The following is a 17897-nucleotide window of genomic DNA, read 5'->3' as shown; positions in this document are numbered from 1 at the left end:
ATGGATCTCAAGGAAACCGACATCCTCGGCGACAGCATCAATGAGCATTGGTATTACAGCTCGAAGGCCGCGGCCACCCGACGTTTGCTCGGTGACGGGCCGATCCAGCGAATTCTCGATGTGGGCGCCGGCTCGGGTTTCTTCTCGCACCACCTGCTGACCCACACCCAGGCGCGCGAGGCGTGGTGCGTCGACATCAGTTACCCCGCCGATTCCAGCGGTACTGCCGCTGGCAAACCGGTGCATTATCGCCGCGACATCGACCACGTCGACGCCGATCTGGTGCTGCTGATGGACGTGCTCGAACATGTCGACGACGACCTCGGCCTGCTCAAGATGTACGTCGACAAAGTGCCGTCAGGCAGTCGCTTTCTGATGACCGTGCCGGCGTTCCAGTTCCTGTGGAGCGGTCACGACGACTTTCTCGAACACAAGCGCCGTTACACCCTGGCGCAGTTCGAAACCCTGGCGCGCGATGCCGGTTTGACAGTGCAGCGCGGTGCCTATTATTTCGGCGCGGTGTTTCCGATTGCCGCAGCGTTGCGTTGGCTGCCGCAGGGCGCCCAGGCGCAACTGCCGCGCTCGCAACTCAAGCGTCATCATCCACTGGTCAATACCGTGCTCAAGACGCTTTGCAGCCTTGAGTTACCGCTGATGGGGATGAATCGTCTGGCGGGTCTGAGCGTATTTGTACTGGCGCAGAAACCGTGACCCCACGCGAAAGAGCCGCGTTTATCCAGCGTGGTGTGCGCTTTGCCGTGACCGGTTTGTTCGTCACGGCTTTGCATGCGTTGGTCGCGATCGGGTTCATCAACTTCATCAGTCCTTTGCCGCCGTTGGCCAACGGCGTGGCGTTCGCCGTGGCAACGGTGGTGTCGTATGTGATCAACACCACCTGGAGCTTTTCAGCGCGGTTACATGGCCGAACGCTGCTGCGGTTTCTGCTGGTGTCGCTCGGCGGATTTTTCCTGGCCATGCTGGTCGCCTGGGCGGCGCAGATGGCGGGGCTGCATTATTTGCTGGGCATCTTGGCGGTAGCGTTGACGATTCCGGCCTTTACGTTTGTGTTGCATAACTTCTGGACGTACCGATGAGGGAATTGAACAAGCATCCGGCTCTCGCGCTTTTGCCTGTATTGCTGGGTGTGCTGGCGTTTTTGCTGGTGATCGGCCCGCATGCGCTGGACCCGCAGAACATCGCCTGGCTCAAGGACGGCGACCCGGCAACGCATTACCTGGGCTGGGTGAATTTTCGTCATGGGCCGTGGACATTTCCGCTCGGGCTCAATCCGTCTTATGGACTGGAGCTGGGCAGTGCGGTGATTTTTTCCGATTCCAATCCGCTGCTGGCAGTACTGTTCAAAACTGTCGATGGCTGGTTGCCCGAGACGTTTCAGTATTTCGGCTTATGGTTGCTGGCCTGTTTTGTCTTGCAAGCCTGGTTCGGCTGGAAATTGCTTGGGCTCATCACCGATAACGCCGCGCTGCGCCTGTTGGGTTGCGGGTTATTGGTGTTTTCGCCGCCGATGTTCTTGCGCACCGGGGGGCACCTGTCGCTTGTCGCACACTTTCTGATTCTCGCCGCGTTGTATCTGGCCTTGCATCCGGCACTTGAGCGGCGTCGCCTGGCCTGGGGGACCTTGCTCGGCGCGACGGCGTTGGTGCATGCCTATTTATTAGTGATGGTGGCGTTGATCTGGGTGGCTGACCTGTTCGGTAAAGTCATGGCCGGCAAGCTGAGTCGGCGTCGGGGGCTGATCGAGTTTGGTGGCTTGTTTGCGCTGGTCAGCGTGTGTTGCTGGCAGGCGGGCTATTTCAGCATCGCCGACGGGGCGGGCGGCGGTGGTTTCGGCTGGTATCGGATGAACCTGCTGGCCCTGTTCGATGCGGACGGCTGGTCGTACGTGTTGCCGGGCTTCGCCAAGCGCGGTGGCGACTACGAAGGTTTCAACTATCTGGGCCTCGGTGTGTTGATGCTGTTGCCGTTGGCAACGATTGCACTGTGGCGAAGCAACATCAGCCTGAAGTCGCTGCTGCTTCGCTGGCCATGGCTGCTGGCAGCAATGATCGGGCTGACTCTTTTTGCGCTGTCCAATCAGATCGGCTTCGGCGCGAGCACGTTCAGTTATCCGCTGCCGAAAATCATCGAAGGGCTGGCGAGCATTTTCCGCGCTTCGGGGCGGATGTTCTGGCCGGTGTTCTACACCTTGGTGTTGCTGGTGATCTACCTGATTGTGCGTGGATACCGGGCGCCCATCGCCATCGCCTTGCTGGCCGTGGCGTTGACCGCACAAGTCACCGACACCCGTATTGCCTGGCAGGGGCTACGCGCGACCAAAATGCTGCCGGCGTCCTCGGTGTGGACCAGCCCGATGCGCGACCCGTTCTGGGGCAGCGCCGCGGCGCACTACAAGAAGATCCGTGCCCTGATGCCGAAAAACCAGTCGGATCAATGGCAGCCCATTGCCTGGTTTGCCGCAACGCATGGCTTGAACACCGATGCCGTGTATATGGGACGCATGAGCCCCAACGCACTCGACCACGCTCAGCGCGATGCACAACGCCGGCTGAGTTCCGGAGAATATGCCGCCGATTCGCTGTACATCCTCGACGATGACGCGCTGGATCTGGCGGTCAAGAGTGTGCGCAGCGAGACAGATCTGCTGGCTCGCGTTGACGACTTTGTCGTGCTGGCACCAGGCTGGAAGCGTTGCGAGCAATGCCTGCCAATGGTCGATGAGGGGCGCTCGATGTCGCCGCTGCCCTTGAGCCAACCGGGACTGGTGCAACTGTTCAATCGCAACAGCCGACAGTTGCTCAAGGGCTGGGCCGCGCCGGAAAGCTGGGGGACCTGGAGCGAAGGGCTAGAGGCGCAAATCGCTGTGCGTGTCGCGCCGCAGAGCACTGCGATCGTCATGGACGTGCTGGCGTTCGTCATGCCGCCCCGGCTGACTCAGCGGGTGATCGTCAGCATCGACGGGGTTGAGGCCTTGTCGACGCGCCTGACTCAGGTGCAAGACAACGTGCTGGAAATTCCGCTCAGCGCAGCGGTCCAGGACAAATTGAAAAATGGCCAGCCGTTGATCCTGCAAATCCATCTGCCGGACGCGACCAGTCCGCGAAACCTCGGCTTGAACGATGACGCACGCGTGATGGGGCTGGGGCTGAAATCGCTGACCGTCCGTTGAAATCGCGTTTTGTTGCGAAAACGTTGATGGACGCCGGGCTCGGCGTCTTTCTACACTGCCCGCATTCCGGGGAGCAGGGGGCAATGGATGAACCGCAATGAACTTCGCAAGGCCGATATCAACCTCATGGTGGTGTTCGAGACCTTGATGCTCGAACGCAACGTGACCCGGGCGGCGGAGAAACTGTTTCTCGGCCAGCCGACCATCAGTTCGGCACTCAACCGCCTGCGCACGATGCTCAACGACCCGCTGTTCATCCGGGTCGGCCATCGCATGGAACCGACGGCCCGCGCCGAAGATATCTTCCGTCATCTGAAACCGGCGCTGGATTCGCTGTCGGTGGCGCTGAGCCTGACCCGTGATTTCGACCCGGCCGTGAGTACCATGACCTTTCGCATCGGCCTGTCCGATGACGTCGAGTTCGGTCTGCTGCCGCCGCTGTTGCGAGCCCTGCGCCAGGAAGCGCCGAACGTGGTGTTCGTGGTGCAACACGCCGATTACTGGCGGATTCCCGATCTGCTCGCGGCGGGTGATATCACCGTTGGCATCAGCCAGACCCGCGGCCTGCCGGCCAACGCCAAGCGTAAATTGCTGCGGCACATCCAGCCGAGCATTCTGCGCGCCGATGCCAGCGATACGCCGCTGACCCTGGATGAATATTGCGCGCGCCCGCATGTACTGGTCTCGCACACGGCCAATGTCAGTGGCTACGCCGATGAGTGGCTGGCGGAGCTGGGCCGCACGCGCCAGGTGGTGTTATCGGTGCCGCAATACAGCGCGTTGCCGGCGCTGCTGGCCGGTACGGACCTGATCGCCAGCCTGCCCGATTACACCGCGGCGGCGATGGCTGCGTCTGGATTGCTGTTCCAGGAGCCGTTTCCGTTCAAGACTCCCACGCTGGACCTGTCGATGGTCTGGCTCAGCCACGTCGACAGCGATCCGGCCGAGCGCTGGTTGCGTTCGCGGCTGGAAGCCTTCATGAGCGAACGGCCACAAAATCCGCTTTGATAAACATACCCTCTGTAGGAGTGAGCCTGCTCGCGATAGCGGTGTGTCATTCAGCATGAGTGTTGCCTGACACACCGCTATCGCGAGCAGGCTCACTCCTACAAAAAGCCTGGGTGCGACTGTGCTATATGTACCGCCCTACACCCCACTGACCGGAGACTTTCAATGCCCCATCTGCACATGGAATACACCGCCAACCTGCCGCTGAACGCCGATGTTGCATTGATCCGGCTCAACAACACTCTGGTGGGGTCTGGTCAGTTCGCTGCCGAGTTCGATATCAAGGGCCGTGCGGTCAAGGTCGAGACATTCAAGGTCGGTACCGCGCTCGCCGAGCGTGCCTTCGTTCACGTCAAACTGGCACTGCTCAGCGGGCGTTCGCCGGAGATCAAGAAGCAGTTGTCGCAAAGTCTGCTGGCGGCGTTGCAGGACATCTGCGAATGGCCGACCGGTGTCGAAGTGCAATTGTGTGTAGAACTGCTCGATATCGACCGCGAGTCCTACAGCAAAGCTGTGGTGGGCGTGTAGGGCTCAGCTTGCATCAAGTTCGCTGCAGACGTTGACCACCTGCTCGCGCAGCCAGACGTTGGCGCTGTCTTGATCGACGCTCTGGCACCACTGCATGTCGAGGGTGAAGCCGGGCAAGCCGTTCGGCGCCTCGCAGTGGTTGAACACTGCCTCGTTGGTCAGTAGACGCTGGATACGGCGGGGCAGGGTGAGGATGAAATCGGTGCCGGTAATCATCTTCAACGCCGCACTGTAACTGTTCGAGCGCGCGACGATCTGACGTTTCTGCGCCTGCCGCGCCAGCCAGCCATCGACCATGTTGGTGGATGAAGTCCAGGGTGTCGGGAAAACGTGGCGGCGCTCGGTAAAGGCTTGCAGGCTCAAGCGCGGTTCCAGCGGCGTAGCGCGTTTGTCGAACACGCAAACCAGATCATCTTCCAGCAGCAGGCGTGATTTCAGATCGTTGTGCTGGCGGTGGAAGTTGGGGCCGAAGCTGATCACCAGATCGAGGCTGCCGTCGCGCAGTTCTTCCGCCGGGACGTCGGTCTCGAACTTGTGCATGTTGACCATCACCGGCAAATCGTCGAAGTCGAAGCGCTTCAACAGCCGCGGCAGGATCAGTTGCTCGAAATATTCCGGCGCGCAGATGTTAAAGGTGACGGCTTGCTGGCTCGGGTCGAACGTCGGGGCGCCGGCGTGACACAGGTTGATGCTTTCGATGATCTTCTGCACATGGCCGTACATGCTGCTGGCCTTGTAGGTCGGGCGCATGCCGGTGCGGGTGTTGATGAACAGTTCGTCTTCAAAACTGGTGCGCAGTTTTTTCAGGCAGTAACTGACGGTGGACTGGCTGACGAACAGGGTTTCCGACACATCGGTGACGCTGCTTTGCTCATACACGGCGACAAACACCATGAGGTCCTGCATGTCGAGCTTTCGAAGCAAGTTACTGTTCAGCATCCGTTCTGTCTCGCTGTGCTCCTTGCGCTGAAACCGCGCAAACGTGTGCGAACGATCCTAGCGGAACGATGGTGCCAGGAGAAAGCCCTGTAAGACATTTCACGGTCACATGTGGGACAGAAACTTTTAGCAATACGACGTCAGCGATCAAAGCGGATAAAGCTGGCCAGAGGCCTTCAGCTCGCTGGTGAAAAGTGTCGGCGGTAGTGCCGCGGATCGAAGCGCAACACCATCAGCAGCATCAGCGCCATGACTGCCGTCAGCGACCACCACGCCCATTCGAAGCTGCCCAGGCGGTCGCGGAGCAACCCGGCCAGCATTGGCGAGAGCCCGGCGATCAGATATCCGATGCCCTGCACGAACGCCGTCAGGCCCCCGGCCCGCTGCGGGTCGTCGAGGTGATCGAGCGCGACGATCAGGCTCATCGGAAACAAGCCACCGATGCCCAGGCCCAGCAGGCACGGCCAGAGCAGGCTCAATTGCTGTGGACTGAGGACCAGGCCGCAGAACCCGGCAATGATCAGCGCCAGTAACATCATCAGGATCGCGCGTCGATCGCGGCTGCGGTTGGCGATAGCGGGAACGAGCAGGCCGGAAATGACTTCCATCGCCGTCAGAAAACCCAAAACCAGCCCGGCGTTTTCTTCGCTCCAGCCTTGTTCCACGTAGTACGGAGCGAGCCAGGCGAGCACACAGGTGTAGGACGCAGTTCCCAGTCCGAAGAAAATCGCCAGTAACCAGGCACGACCGTTACTGGCGAAAACGTCTTTCTTCGCGGCCAGCGTCAGAGTAATCGGCAAATGACGGCGTTGCGCCCACCAGGCCAGCAGCGCGAATAATGCCAGCAAGGCCCATACCGCCAGACCCATACGCCAGCTTGCGGTCTGCACCATCACCCACGGCGCGAAGGTCGCCGCCAGCGCCGCGCCGCCCATGATCGACGTGACATACAGGCCCATGCACAGCGCCACATTGTCGGGGAAGCGCGACTTGATCAACGCAGGCATCAACGCCTGAATCAACGCAATGCCGATGCCCGCCAGCACGGCGCTGATAATCAACCCGGTCGCCGTATCGACAAACAGCCGCGCCAGCGTTGCCAGCGCAATGATCAGCAGCGACACCAACACCGTGCGCTGTTGGCCAAGGCGCTGGCTGATTGCGAGACCGAAAAACATCGCCAGCCCCATCGCCATCACTGGCAGCATGGTCAGCAGTGACGCGAGGCTGAAACTCAGCGGGATGTCGCCACGAATGGCCGACAGCAGGGGACCGACCGCGGCCATCGACGGTCGCAGATTGAGCGCGACGAGGACGATGGCGAGCATCAATCCCACAGCGGGGCGAGTGGTGGCGTGAGCGGTTTGCATGGCGTGTCCTTCATAAGCGCAGACCGGTGATTAGGCGCGGAGCCGTGCATGCCGGGCAAACCAGAAAATCCACAGCACTATTTAATAACTCGATACCGCCTCAACCCTCTGTAGGAGTGAGCCTGCTCGCGATGGCGGTGTGTCATTCAGCATAAGTGTTGCCTGACACATCGCTATCGCGAGCAGGCTCACTCCTACATGAGCTGAGCGTTTTTTCTGAATAAACCCTGAACCATTCTCAAATACATACTTGGTCCAGCGATATTGTTAAAGGCCAACTAATCGTTGGCGTCTTTTTCACAAAAAATTGATGGTTCCCTGCCTAAAGTTTGTATGCACTTGGTTAATGAATTTTTCACAAATGAAAAAGTCGTTACAACCAAGGCTCTTCTTTTCAGGAACAGCCCTTTCTATGTTCAAGTCAAAAGCCGTGCGCCCGGAATGGGTGACGTTGATCGCCAGTGCCTTTCTCCTGATCGGTTTCAATCTGGTGCTCTGGCAGCACCTGTTCGCGATCACCGGCGCCGATGGCCGGGGCATCGCCATGTGTGTGGCTTTTGCCGTAATGATCCTGGCGGCATTCAATCTGGTGCTGACGGTATTGGCCTTCCGCCCGCTGCTTAAGCCCGTGCTGATCGCGCTGTTTTTAACCAGTGCCGGTGTGGCTTACTTCATGGATCAGTATGGCGTGATGATGGATGCCGGCATGTTTCGGAATTTTGCCGAAACCAATGTCACGGAAGTTCGCGATCTGCTGTCGTTGAAGTTGTTTGCTTTTATTCTGTTGCTCGGTGTCTTGCCTTCATGGTTGTTGTGGAAAGTGCCGGTTAATTATCGTCTCTGGCATCGCGAAGTGTTCAGTAAAGTTGTGGTGAGTGTTGCCAGTGCGGCGGTTATTGGCGGGGTGGCATTGGCCAACTATCAAGGCTTGTCCTCGCTGTTTCGCAATCATCATGAAATTCGCTTGATGCTGGTGCCGAGCAACTTTATCGGCGCTTCTGCTGGTTACTTGCGTGAACAAGTAGCTTCCGCACAGCAGCCGTTCATCAAAATCGGCGAAGACGCCCAGCGTAATCCGGACATCAAGTTGCAACCGCGTAAATCCCTGACCGTGCTGGTCGTCGGCGAAAGCGCCCGTGCGGAAAACTTCGGCATCCTCGGTTACCCCCGCGACACCACCCCGACACTCGACAAGGAAGCCGGGCTGATCGCCTTCACCGATGTACATTCCTGTGGCACGGAAACCGCCGTGTCGGTGCCGTGCATGTTCTCCAACATGGGCCGCAAGAACTACGACGCGAGCAAGGCGAAGAATGAGGAAGGTCTGCTCGATGTGCTCAAGCGTGCCGGCATTGACGTGATCTGGCGCGACAACCAGTCCGGCTGTAAAGGCACTTGCGATCGCGTCACGGTGCAGGATGTCAGCAATCTGAAGGATCCGGCGCTGTGCGCCAACAGCGAATGCCGCGACGAAATTCTCCTGCAAGGCCTGCAGAGCTTTATCGATCACCTGGACAAGGACACCGTGCTGGTATTGCACCAGATGGGCAGCCACGGCCCGGAATACTTCAAGCGCTATCCGAAGGAATACGAGCACTTCACCCCGGTCTGCGAAAGTAACGCGCTGAACAATTGCAGCCGTGAAAGTATCGTTAACGGCTACGACAACACACTGGTGTACACCGACCATGTGCTGTCGAGCCTGATCGATGTATTGCGCAGCAATCAGGACAAAGTCGATACCGCGATGTTGTATCTGTCCGATCACGGCGAGTCGCTGGGCGAGTACAACCTGTTCCTGCATGGCACGCCTTACATGCTGGCGCCGGAACAACAGAAACATGTGGCGATGCTGGCGTGGTTCTCCGACAGTTATCAAAAAGCCTACTCGGTCGATACACACTGCCTGCAAATGAGCCGCGACAAACCGCTGAGCCAGGACAATCTGTTTCACTCGATGCTCGGCCTGCTGGAAGTCAAAAGCAGCATTTACCAAGCCGATCTGGACTTGTTTGCCGGTTGCCGTGGTGCGGTGATCGACGGCGTGTTGGCCAAGGACTGAACAATCTCGGGCCCGTCGTGCTGACGCGACGGGCCTGTCTGTATCCTCTGTCAGACTATTCTTTCCATATCGCAGGACATTTCGTTACAGCTGTTACCCTTCCCAGGCGCGTAAACCGCCGGTGGCGATATATACTGCGCGCCATTCTTCAAGGGAGAGCCGTGTGGCTATCGATATTCACTGGATTCGCGACAACGAAAGCCTCGCGCAGTTTTGCGCCGAGTGGCAGCAGCTGCCGTTCGTTGCCCTCGACACCGAATTCATGCGGGTCGACACCTTCTATCCGATCGCCGGCCTGTTGCAGGTTGGCGACGGCAAACGCGCCTACCTGATCGATCCGCTGACCATCAATGCCTGGCAACCGCTGGCGGCGTTGCTGGAAAACCCGGCGGTGCTGAAAGTGCTGCACGCCTGCAGCGAAGACCTCGAAGTGCTGTTGCGTCTGACTGGCAGTCTGCCGGCGCCGCTGTTCGACACTCAATTGGCTGCTGCGTACCTGAATCTCGGTTTCTCGATGGGCTATTCGCGACTGGTGCAGTCAGTGCTCGGCATCGACCTGCCCAAAGGCGAAACCCGTTCCGACTGGTTGCAACGTCCGCTGTCCGAGACGCAGATCAGCTACGCCGCCGAAGATGCCGTGCATCTGGCCGAAGTGTTTGTAGAACTGCAGCCCAGGCTGTCCGCCGACAAGTTCGCCTGGGTGCTGGAAGATGGCGCCGAACTGGTCGCCAATCTGCGCCGCGAAACCGATCCGTACGAGGTTTACCGCGAGGCCAAGCTGGCGTGGAAACTGTCCCGTGCGCAACTGGCCGTGCTGCGCGAACTGTGCGCCTGGCGCGAGCGTGAGGCGCGAGCCCGCGACCTGCCGCGCAACCGCATCGTCCGCGAGCATTCGCTGTGGCCGCTGGCCCGCACGCAACCGGACAATCTCGCCGCGCTGGGCAAGATCGAAGACATGCACCCGCGTACCGTGCGTCAGGACGGCCAGTTTCTGCTTGAGCTGATCAAACGCTCTGGCAGTTTGGGGCCTGATCAATGGCCGCCCGCCGTCCCGGAGCCGTTGCCGATCGAAGCCGCTGCACTGATTAAACGCCTGCGCGCACTGGGGCAGGCCGAGGCTGAGCGTCTGGATATCGCGCCGGAACTGATGCTGCGCAAGAAAACCCTCGAAGCGCTGGTCAAAAGCGGTTTCCCCGAGGGGCCTTACCAATTGCCCGAGTCGTTGCGTGGCTGGCGCCGCGAACTCATGGGTCAGAAGCTGCTCGACAGCCTGGCCACCGCCGGAGAACAGCCTTGAAACGTATCTGCTCCATCTACCAAAGCTCCAAGCGCAGCGGCATGTACCTTTACGTGCTCAAAAGCGATGCGCTCAAGCGCGTGCCGGAAGCGCTGATGCTGGCGTTCGGCAAAGCGAAACATTCCTTCGATCTGGTGCTGTCGCCTGCGCGCAAACTGGCCAGCGAAGACATCACCGTGGTCCTGGAAAACCTCGACAAGCAGGGCTATCACCTGCAGATGCCGCCGGCCGAGGACGAGTACATCGAGCACTTGCCCGAAGAGTTGTTGCGCCGCAACGACCCGGTCTGATCGGCGGGGCTCTGTTCTGAGCCTCGATCCACCCTGGAACTGTTTTTACCGCGATGGCCGCCGGAATCCGGCGACCGTCTGCACGGCTTGCGAAAGGTTTGAAGATGCGCGTTCTGATTGCTGAACACGACCACGCGATATACGCCCGGCTGCTGCGTCAGGCAGCGCCCGAGCTTGAAGTACTGACCAGCGGCGACTCCGCCGAACTGGCGCGGCAGGCTGCCGATTGCCCGGTGTGGCTGGGCCAGCCGGACCTGCTGGCGACGCTGTTGCGCCAAGGGCATCAGCCACAATGGCTGCAATCGACCTGGGCCGGGATCACGCCGTTGCTCGCCGACGGCTTGCGCCGCGATTATCGCCTGACCCGTGCGGTGGGGATTTTCGGTCAGGTGATGGCTGAATACGTGCTGACCTACATACTCGGCCATGAGCGCGAAGTGCTGGCGCGTCTGGTCAGCCAGGTCGAGCGCAAGTGGGACAACCGCAGTGGCCAGAGCCTGGTCGGGCGCAAGGTGCTGATCGTCGGCACCGGGGATATTGGCCAGAGCGTGGCGCAGTTTCTGTTGCCGTTCGGCATCGAGCTGTACGGCATCGCCAGCAGCGCCCGTGAGCAGGCGCCGTTTGTCGAAGTCGGCTCGATGGTGGATCTGCCGCGCCTCGTCGGGGAGGTCGATTACGTGGTCAATCTGCTGCCCAACACCGAGCACACCCACGATATCTACGATGCGGCGCTGTTCAAGCAATTCAAACCGACCGGATTGTTCATTAACGCCGGCCGCGGTGTCGCGGTGGTTGACGCTGACCTGGTGGAAGCCCTGAAAGAAGGGCATCTGGCCGGGGCGGTGATCGACGTTTGCCGGCAGGAACCGTTGCCGCAGCGCCATCCTTTCTGGACGGCATGGGGCTTGTTGCTGACCGGGCACAGTTCGGCGCCGACTTCACCGGCGTTGATGGTGCAGCTGTTTGTCGACAACCTGAAGGCCTATCAGGCGGGCGAGGCATTGCGCGGCGAAGTGGATTTCGACCGCGGTTATTGACTCGCCGCTTGCCGGAAGATGCACAACACCTGTGGGAGCCAGCCTGCTGGCGATTGCGCAGTGTCAAACAACAACAATGTTGACTGACAGGCCGCTTTCGCCAGCAGGCTGGCTCCCACAATGGTTTGTGGTGTGGCTCATAGGCGACGACCAGGATTTACCGACAGTCGCCAGCGCTTGGCCCGCAGCCCCGCTGGCACTAGACTGGCGGCCTTTTCACCACCTGATGTTGATGCTTGAGCCATGGCCGCGATAGTCGAACCGTTCTGGAAACGCAAAACCCTCGATCAGCTCGATCACGAGGAATGGGAATCGCTGTGCGACGGCTGCGGTCTGTGCTGCCTGCAGAAACTCGAGGATGAAGAAGACAACAGCGTCTATTACACGCGCATCGCCTGCAAACTGCTGGATCTGAAGACCTGTCAGTGCAGCGATTATCCGAACCGCATCCAGTTCGTCCCCGACTGCATTCAGCTCACGCCGGGTCAGGCCCAAGAGTTCAAATGGCTGCCGCCGACCTGTGGCTATCGTCTGGTCAGCGAGGGCAAGGACTTACCGCTGTGGCATCACCTGGTGTGTGGCGATCGCGACGCGGTGCACCACGAGCGGATTTCCCAGTCCGGGCGCATGCTGGCCGAGGGCAGCGTGCCCGAGGATGACTGGGAAGATCACCTGATTTTTCGCGCGGGTTGAGCGGAGAAAGGGCGGGCTTGATGTTGATCGGCCGCCTGTCAGACCGCTATCGCCAGCAGGCTGGCTCCCACACGTTTCGTGTCGTACACAACCCCTGTGGGAGCTGGCCTGCCAGCGATGGGGCCAGCAGAAGCGCTAAAGGTTTTGGATCAAACCGCAGCTTTCGGCGACTTCAGCGAATCATTGCCGGTCACGGTGGCAGTTTCAGTCGCCACTTCGGCATTGGTTTTCAGCTTGTTCAGTTCTTCCCCGGCGCGCTCGATCTTCGCCCGCACGTTGTTCATGTCCTGACGACTTTTCTCCAGCAGGCTCTTCGCCGAGCAGTGCCCGGTAATCCCGCGGGCCATGGCCATGCCGCCGAGGGCCACCTGGATCAGGCCGAATACACCGCCGCGGCGCAGCCCTTTGCCGACCATCAGCACGCCGCCGGTCAACGAGCCAATGCGTTCCCAGCCATGGACGTTCTGGTTGGAATGAGATTGAAACGGGGTCGATTCGACGCGTTTGAGCTCGGACATGATGGTTCTCCAGGCAATCAATGATGGATAAACAAGCTGACTGCCGCGGCGATCAGCTTGTTCCATCGAATGTGCGACGCTTCAGCGGAATTTTGGTCCGGAGCGAGTGTTCAGGCCCTTGGCCATGCGGTCGTAGAGCACGACGTTGACGGTGGCGGCAAGGTTCATGCAGCCGGTGGTCGGGATGTACACGACGTCTTCACACCAGTCGCGGATCTCTTGGTCCAGCGAGCCGTCTTCCGGGCCAAAGATATACAGCGCGCGATCCGGGTGGGTGTATTCCGGCAGCGGGCGGGCGCCTTCGACCAGTTCCACGGCGACGGGCACACAGTTCAGCGGAAGGATCTTTTTCAGGTCGTCGATGCCGATCAGCGGGATGTCGTAGTGCACGCGTTTGGTGTCGGTGACGAAGTCCGCGGCGCGTTCATAACGCTTGCCGGTATAGAACACCGACGCCACGCCATAGCAGCCGGCGGCGCGCATCACCGAACCGACGTTCTCGGGTGATTTGGGGTTATACAAACCAATGCAGCTGTACCGTTTGTCTGCCACGAGCGGGGTGCCTTCGGGAAAAAGAGCGCGATTATACGGAGATTGGGAGAGGGCGGGCAGATTCAAGATCTGCGGTGTTTGGCCCGGCCTCATCGCTGGCAAGCCAGCTCCCACAGGTTTTCCGGGATACCCACAAAATTTGTGAACGACCCTGATCACTGTGGGAGCTGGCTTGCCAGCGATGGGGCCAGCTCAGGCACTGAAGATCTTCAGTCTTCTTTTTTCATCAACCCGGCCAGGGCCGCAAACGGGTTATGCGTGGCCTTGGCGATTTTCGGCGTGCTCAGCGAGCCTTCGCCGAAGTACTGCTGATCGGTATAGCGCGAGTGCTCGTTATCGTGACAGTACAGGCACAGCAGCTCCCAGTTCGAGCCGTCCTGGGGGTTGTTGTCGTGGTTGTGGTCACGGTGGTGCACGGTCAGTTCGCTGAGGCGCTTGCCGGAAAATTCACGGGCGCAGCGGCCGCAGACGTGCGGGTACATTTTCAGGGCCTTGTCGCGGTAGCCCATTTCCTTGTCGCGCTGGTTGTCGGCGAGGATGCGGTCCAGCTTCGACGTGTTGGTGGGGGTGGACGAACTCATGGGTTCACCTTTGTAGAAAGACAAATGACGGTTATGTGCAGAGTTTAGCTCAGCCCTTGAGTTTCTCGGCAATCCAGATCGTGTGACGGGTGCCCTTGTTGCCGTGGGCGAAGACCTGGACTTCTTCGGCCTTGAAACCGGCCTTCTTCAACTTGTCGGAAAATTGCCGGTCAGCGCTGGCCGACCACACCGCGAGCACGCCCTTGGGGCGCAAGGCCTTGGCGCAGGCATTCAGGCCGGCGGCGGAGTACAGCCAGCTGTTGGCCTTCTGGGTCAGGCCTTCGGGGCCGTTGTCGACGTCGAGCATGATCGCGTCAAAGCCGTTGGGTTCGCTCTGCAGCACATTCGCCACGTCTTCCTGACGGATCACGGTACGCGGATCGAGCAACGGCCGACCGGACTTTTCCCCCTGCGGGCCACGATTCCACTCGACCACGCCGGGCACCAGTTCGGCGACCACCACTTCGGCGGATTTGCCCAGATGCTTAAGTGCCGAAGCCAGGGTGAAGCCCATGCCGAGGCCGCCGATCAGCACCCGCGAATCCGGCCGCCCGGCGACCTTGCGGCAGGGAATCTCGGCCAGCGCATCTTCCGAGCCGTGCATGCGCGTGTTCATCAATTGCCCGCCATCGCCGCCCTGGATCTTGATGACGAAATCCTCGCCATACTCGAACAGGCACAGGGCACCGCCGCTTTCAGGGATCGGGGTGGTGTCGAGCAGAACGAAACGTTTCATGGAAATCTCTACAGGGGGGAAGGCAAGCAGGCTGGTTGGGAGTAGCCTGAGCACAGACTAGAGGCCAAACGGAGCCCTTGATGAAGCGCACCATTCTAACGGTCATTGCCCTGGCCGCGCTCGCGATTACTGCGGCGCAGGCGCAGCAGGCGATTCCGGTCAGCCCGACGCCGCAGCCCGGTTCGCCCGGCACTGCGACACCGACGCCGTATCCACAGATCACGCCGATCACTTTGCCCAAGTCCGGCGCCGGCAGTGGCAGCCCGCCGCTGGTGCCGATTGAAATGCCCAGCCCGCCAAGCAAGGATCAACCGGTGCCGGGCATCGAAACGAACGGCACCAAGGCCAAATCCCCCGGCGGTTAAACCTGTTGCGCCGCCAGTTGACCGTCGGCCATGCGCAGGCGTTTCGACAGCGAGACGGCGAGGGCGCGGATGATCTTTGCGGCGATCTTTGGCGCGTCGTTGAGCATTTTTTCCAGCGAATCCTTGCCCAGGTTCAGCAACTGGCAGTTGCTCGCGGCAATGCAGGTGGCCGAGCGCCGCTCGCCGTCGAGCACGGCCATTTCGCCGAACGCCCGGCCGCTGCGCAATGTAGCCATGGTGATGACCTGGCCGTCGGCGCCGGTTTTCTGCACCGCCACCTGGCCGGTATGGATGATGCACATGAAACTGCCGGCATCGCCCTCGTGAAAAATCGCTTCGCCTTGCGCCACGGTGCTGATGCTGAAGTAGCCGGACGCGGCGGCAAAGTCGGCCAGTTGCAATTGGTCGAACAGGCCGCAATCCATCAGCCAGTCGCGGATCTCGTTGTTCAGTAAAGTCGGTTCTGACATGTCGTCACGGTCTTTTTGTTTTCACATTTTCAGGCGTTACACGATCCCCTTGTAGGAGTGAGCCTGCTCGCGATAGCGGTGTGCCATTCAAATCACAGGTGACTGACACACCGCTATCGCGAGCAGGCTCATTCCTACAGGGGCTCTGTGGAAGGCTAGGGTCTGGAATTAAGACCCAAGCGTCCCACAGAGTTCCTCAGGCCAGGCCCAAAACCTTGAACACAAACGCATATTCGAGCGCTACGTCACGTAATCCCTGATAACGCCCGCTCATCCCGCCATGCCCGGCGCCCAGTTCGGTCTTGAGCAGCAGCGGGTTGTTGTCGGTCTTGGTCGCGCGCAATTTCGCCACCCACTTGGCCGCTTCCCAATATTGCACGCGGCTGTCGTTGTAACCGGCGATTACCAGCAGCGGCGGATAAGCCTGCGCGGTGACGTTTTCGTACGGCGCGTAAGCCTTGATCCGATCATAGACGTCCGGTTCTTCCGGGTTGCCCCACTCGTCGTATTCGGTGACGGTCAGCGGCAGTTCCGGGTCGAGCATGGTGTTGAGCACGTCGACGAACGGCACTTCGGCAATCGCCACGCCGAACAGGTCGGGACGCTGGTTCAGCACCGCGCCGATCAGCAAGCCACCGGCGCTGCCGCCGCTGATTGCGAGTTTTTCCGCGGTGGTGATGCCGTTGAGAATCAGAAACTCGGCGCAGGCGATGAAATCGCTGAAGGTGTTGTGCTTGTGTTCCTGTTTGCCGGCGCGATACCAGGCCTCGCCCAGTTCACCGCCGCCACGCACGTGGGCGATGGCGAAAGCCATGCCGCGATCGAGCAGGCTCAGGCGCGCATGGGAAAACCAAGGATCCAGACTGGAACCGTAAGCGCCATATCCATAGAGATACAGCGGCACCGGTTTGCCGAGCATTTCGCGCTTCATCACCAGGCTGATCGGTACTTGCGTGCCGTCCGGCGCGGTCGCCCACAGGCGCTGACTGACGTAGGCGTCGGCGTCGAACGGGCCAAGCACCGGCGTTTCCTTGAGCACCGTTTGTTCGCCCGTGGCGAGGAGCAACTGGCGCACCTGCGCCGGGCGGTTCAACGCTTCGTAACGCAGGCGAATGCGGTCGCTGACGAATTCCAGGCTGTTTTGCACATAGAGGCTGTAGGCCGCGTCCGGCAATTGCACGCGATACGGCGCCAGACCGTGCGGGTGCACTTCGATGATCGGCAAGCCACCTTCGCGCAGGCTCAGGGTCATGGCCTGGGCATTGAGGCTGACGCCGTCGAGCATCACCTCGTCGTTGTGCGGGATCAGGTTCTGCCAGTCCGCCTCGCTCGGCACCTCGCCAGTGTCCGGCGCCTGATAAAGCGCATAGTTGATGCCGTCGCGGTTACTGCGGATGAACCAGGTCCAGACGCCGTCGAGCATGCCGTGATCGACATCGTATTCATGGTCTTCGACCCGCGGCGCCAGACAGGTGAACGGCAGGTGCGGCTGGTTGGCATCCAGCGCCCAGACTTCGCTGGTGGTCTTGCTGCCCAGCGACAGCAGCAACTGCTGCTCGGAACTTGCACGATAGCAATGCAGGAAAAAGCGCCCGTCCGGCTCGTGGAACACCTCTTCGGCTGCGGTTCCGTCGAGGCGATAACGGAACAGTTTGTGCGGGCGGTGGGTGTCGTCGAGCACGCCGAAAAACAGGGTCAGGCTGTCGTTGGCCCAGGTCATGCTGCCGTCGCAGTCGGCAAATTCAAGCTCGCTGACGCGGTCACTGGACAGCTCTTTGACGAACAGGGTGTAAATCTCATCGCCCGAGGCATCGACGCTATAGGCCAGACGCTGATGGTCGGGGCTGATGCTGAACGCGCCCAGCGAAAAGAACCCGCCATTGGCCAGGGCGTTCGGGTCGAGCAACAGCTGTTCGCGGCTTCCGTCGAGGGTCAGGCTGTCGTCGGCCGGACGCGGGCAGCGATAGTGCCGGGCGTATTCGTCGCCGGCGGTGGTGCGCGTGTAATACAGGTACGGGCCCCACGGCGACGGCAACGACAGGTCGGTTTCGAGGATCCGGCCCTTGATCTCGTTGAACAGGGTTTCACGCAGCTCGGCCTGATCGGCGGTTTGCGCTTCCTGGTAAGCGTTTTCGGCCTTGAGGTAATCGAGCACCGCGTCGGTGTCGCGCTCCTGCAGCCAGGCATACGGGTCGGCGCCGGGCGCCCGGTGGGCGATCGGGGCAGTGATGACGTTGGCGGATTCGGGCATGGAAAGCTCTCGG

The 17897-nt window shown here is 60.4% G+C and carries 19 protein-coding genes; 11 read left to right on the top strand and 8 right to left on the bottom strand.

Annotated features, from left to right (window positions below; genetic code table 11):
• The 5 genes from J3P75_RS20855 (at position 1) to J3P75_RS20835 (ending at position 4723) form a co-directional block, all read left to right on the top strand.
• Positions 1-711 carry a class I SAM-dependent methyltransferase gene (locus J3P75_RS20855; protein ID WP_434708019.1) on the top strand — a complete coding sequence of 237 codons (711 nt, stop codon included), beginning with the start codon at positions 1-3 and terminating at the stop codon, positions 709-711.
• Positions 708-1094, top strand: a complete 387-nt coding sequence (locus J3P75_RS20850) for a GtrA family protein (protein WP_434708017.1) — start codon at positions 708-710, stop codon at positions 1092-1094. The genes J3P75_RS20855 and J3P75_RS20850 overlap by 4 nt, the downstream gene beginning before the upstream one ends.
• Positions 1091-3187, top strand: coding sequence for a DUF6311 domain-containing protein (locus J3P75_RS20845; protein WP_434708016.1), 2097 nt, complete (start codon positions 1091-1093; stop codon positions 3185-3187). Before J3P75_RS20850 ends, J3P75_RS20845 begins: the two co-directional genes overlap by 4 nt.
• A gap of 87 nt (positions 3188-3274) precedes the next feature.
• Entirely contained in the window at positions 3275-4195 is a 921-nt protein-coding gene (locus J3P75_RS20840) for a LysR substrate-binding domain-containing protein (RefSeq protein WP_206414874.1), read from the top strand.
• Between the two features lie 165 nt (positions 4196-4360).
• A complete protein-coding gene (locus J3P75_RS20835) occupies positions 4361-4723 on the top strand; it encodes a 5-carboxymethyl-2-hydroxymuconate Delta-isomerase (protein WP_434708015.1) in 363 nt (120 codons plus the stop codon).
• Positions 4724-4726: 3 nt separating this feature from the next.
• Here the strand turns inward: J3P75_RS20835 and J3P75_RS20830 are convergent, their stop codons facing one another.
• Entirely contained in the window at positions 4727-5662 is a 936-nt protein-coding gene (locus J3P75_RS20830) for a LysR family transcriptional regulator (RefSeq protein ID WP_093103759.1), read from the bottom strand.
• Positions 5663-5838: 176 nt separating this feature from the next.
• Entirely contained in the window at positions 5839-7032 is a 1194-nt protein-coding gene (locus J3P75_RS20825; RefSeq protein WP_434708014.1) for a cyanate transporter, read from the bottom strand.
• A 412-nt stretch (positions 7033-7444) separates the two neighbouring features.
• Between J3P75_RS20825 and J3P75_RS20820 the strand changes: the two genes are divergently transcribed.
• The 5 genes from J3P75_RS20820 to J3P75_RS20800 all read left to right on the top strand — a co-directional run bounded on the left by J3P75_RS20820 (position 7445) and on the right by J3P75_RS20800 (position 12411).
• Positions 7445-9094 carry a phosphoethanolamine transferase gene (locus tag J3P75_RS20820; protein WP_434708013.1) on the top strand — a complete coding sequence of 550 codons (1650 nt, stop codon included), beginning with the start codon at positions 7445-7447 and terminating at the stop codon, positions 9092-9094.
• A 163-nt stretch (positions 9095-9257) separates the two neighbouring features.
• On the top strand, positions 9258-10391 hold the full coding sequence (gene rnd, locus J3P75_RS20815; protein ID WP_434708011.1) for a ribonuclease D: 1134 nt from the start codon (positions 9258-9260) through the stop codon (positions 10389-10391).
• Entirely contained in the window at positions 10388-10681 is a 294-nt protein-coding gene (locus J3P75_RS20810; RefSeq protein WP_434708010.1) for a YcgL domain-containing protein, read from the top strand. Before rnd ends, J3P75_RS20810 begins: the two co-directional genes overlap by 4 nt.
• Before the next feature lie 104 nt (positions 10682-10785).
• Positions 10786-11718 carry a D-2-hydroxyacid dehydrogenase gene (locus tag J3P75_RS20805; protein WP_434708008.1) on the top strand — a complete coding sequence of 311 codons (933 nt, stop codon included), beginning with the start codon at positions 10786-10788 and terminating at the stop codon, positions 11716-11718.
• Between the two features lie 243 nt (positions 11719-11961).
• Positions 11962-12411 carry a YcgN family cysteine cluster protein gene (locus J3P75_RS20800; protein WP_434708007.1) on the top strand — a complete coding sequence of 150 codons (450 nt, stop codon included), beginning with the start codon at positions 11962-11964 and terminating at the stop codon, positions 12409-12411.
• A 149-nt stretch (positions 12412-12560) separates the two neighbouring features.
• Here the strand turns inward: J3P75_RS20800 and J3P75_RS20795 are convergent, their stop codons facing one another.
• The 4 genes from J3P75_RS20795 to J3P75_RS20780 form a co-directional block, all read right to left on the bottom strand.
• Complete coding sequence (locus J3P75_RS20795; protein WP_090282229.1) at positions 12561-12929, bottom strand: YgaP family membrane protein; 369 nt, start codon at positions 12927-12929, stop codon at positions 12561-12563.
• 81 nt (positions 12930-13010) lie between these two features.
• On the bottom strand, positions 13011-13481 hold the full coding sequence (locus J3P75_RS20790; RefSeq protein WP_095060636.1) for an RNA methyltransferase: 471 nt from the start codon (positions 13479-13481) through the stop codon (positions 13011-13013).
• Positions 13482-13690: 209 nt separating this feature from the next.
• Positions 13691-14062: a YajD family HNH nuclease gene (locus tag J3P75_RS20785; protein WP_007944009.1), complete on the bottom strand. Its 372-nt coding sequence runs from the start codon at positions 14060-14062 to the stop codon at positions 13691-13693.
• Positions 14063-14111: 49 nt separating this feature from the next.
• Positions 14112-14798, bottom strand: a complete 687-nt coding sequence (locus J3P75_RS20780) for a spermidine synthase (RefSeq protein ID WP_434708006.1) — start codon at positions 14796-14798, stop codon at positions 14112-14114.
• Positions 14799-14878: 80 nt separating this feature from the next.
• Here J3P75_RS20780 and J3P75_RS20775 point away from each other — a divergent pair, with 80 nt between their 5' ends.
• Entirely contained in the window at positions 14879-15163 is a 285-nt protein-coding gene (locus J3P75_RS20775) for a hypothetical protein (RefSeq protein ID WP_434708005.1), read from the top strand.
• Here the strand turns inward: J3P75_RS20775 and J3P75_RS20770 are convergent.
• Positions 15160-15633, bottom strand: coding sequence for a cyclic nucleotide-binding domain-containing protein (locus J3P75_RS20770; RefSeq protein ID WP_090282232.1), 474 nt, complete (start codon positions 15631-15633; stop codon positions 15160-15162). The two genes, J3P75_RS20775 and J3P75_RS20770, sit on opposite strands and share 4 nt — an antisense overlap.
• A 196-nt stretch (positions 15634-15829) precedes the next feature.
• Positions 15830-17884, bottom strand: coding sequence for a S9 family peptidase (locus J3P75_RS20765; protein ID WP_434708004.1), 2055 nt, complete (start codon positions 17882-17884; stop codon positions 15830-15832).
• Positions 17885-17897 lie beyond the last annotated feature (13 nt).

Source organism: Pseudomonas sp. R1-1 (assembly GCF_051132135.1).
Taxonomy (GTDB): domain Bacteria; phylum Pseudomonadota; class Gammaproteobacteria; order Pseudomonadales; family Pseudomonadaceae; genus Aquipseudomonas.
This window is presented reverse-complemented; position numbering and strand designations above follow the sequence as displayed.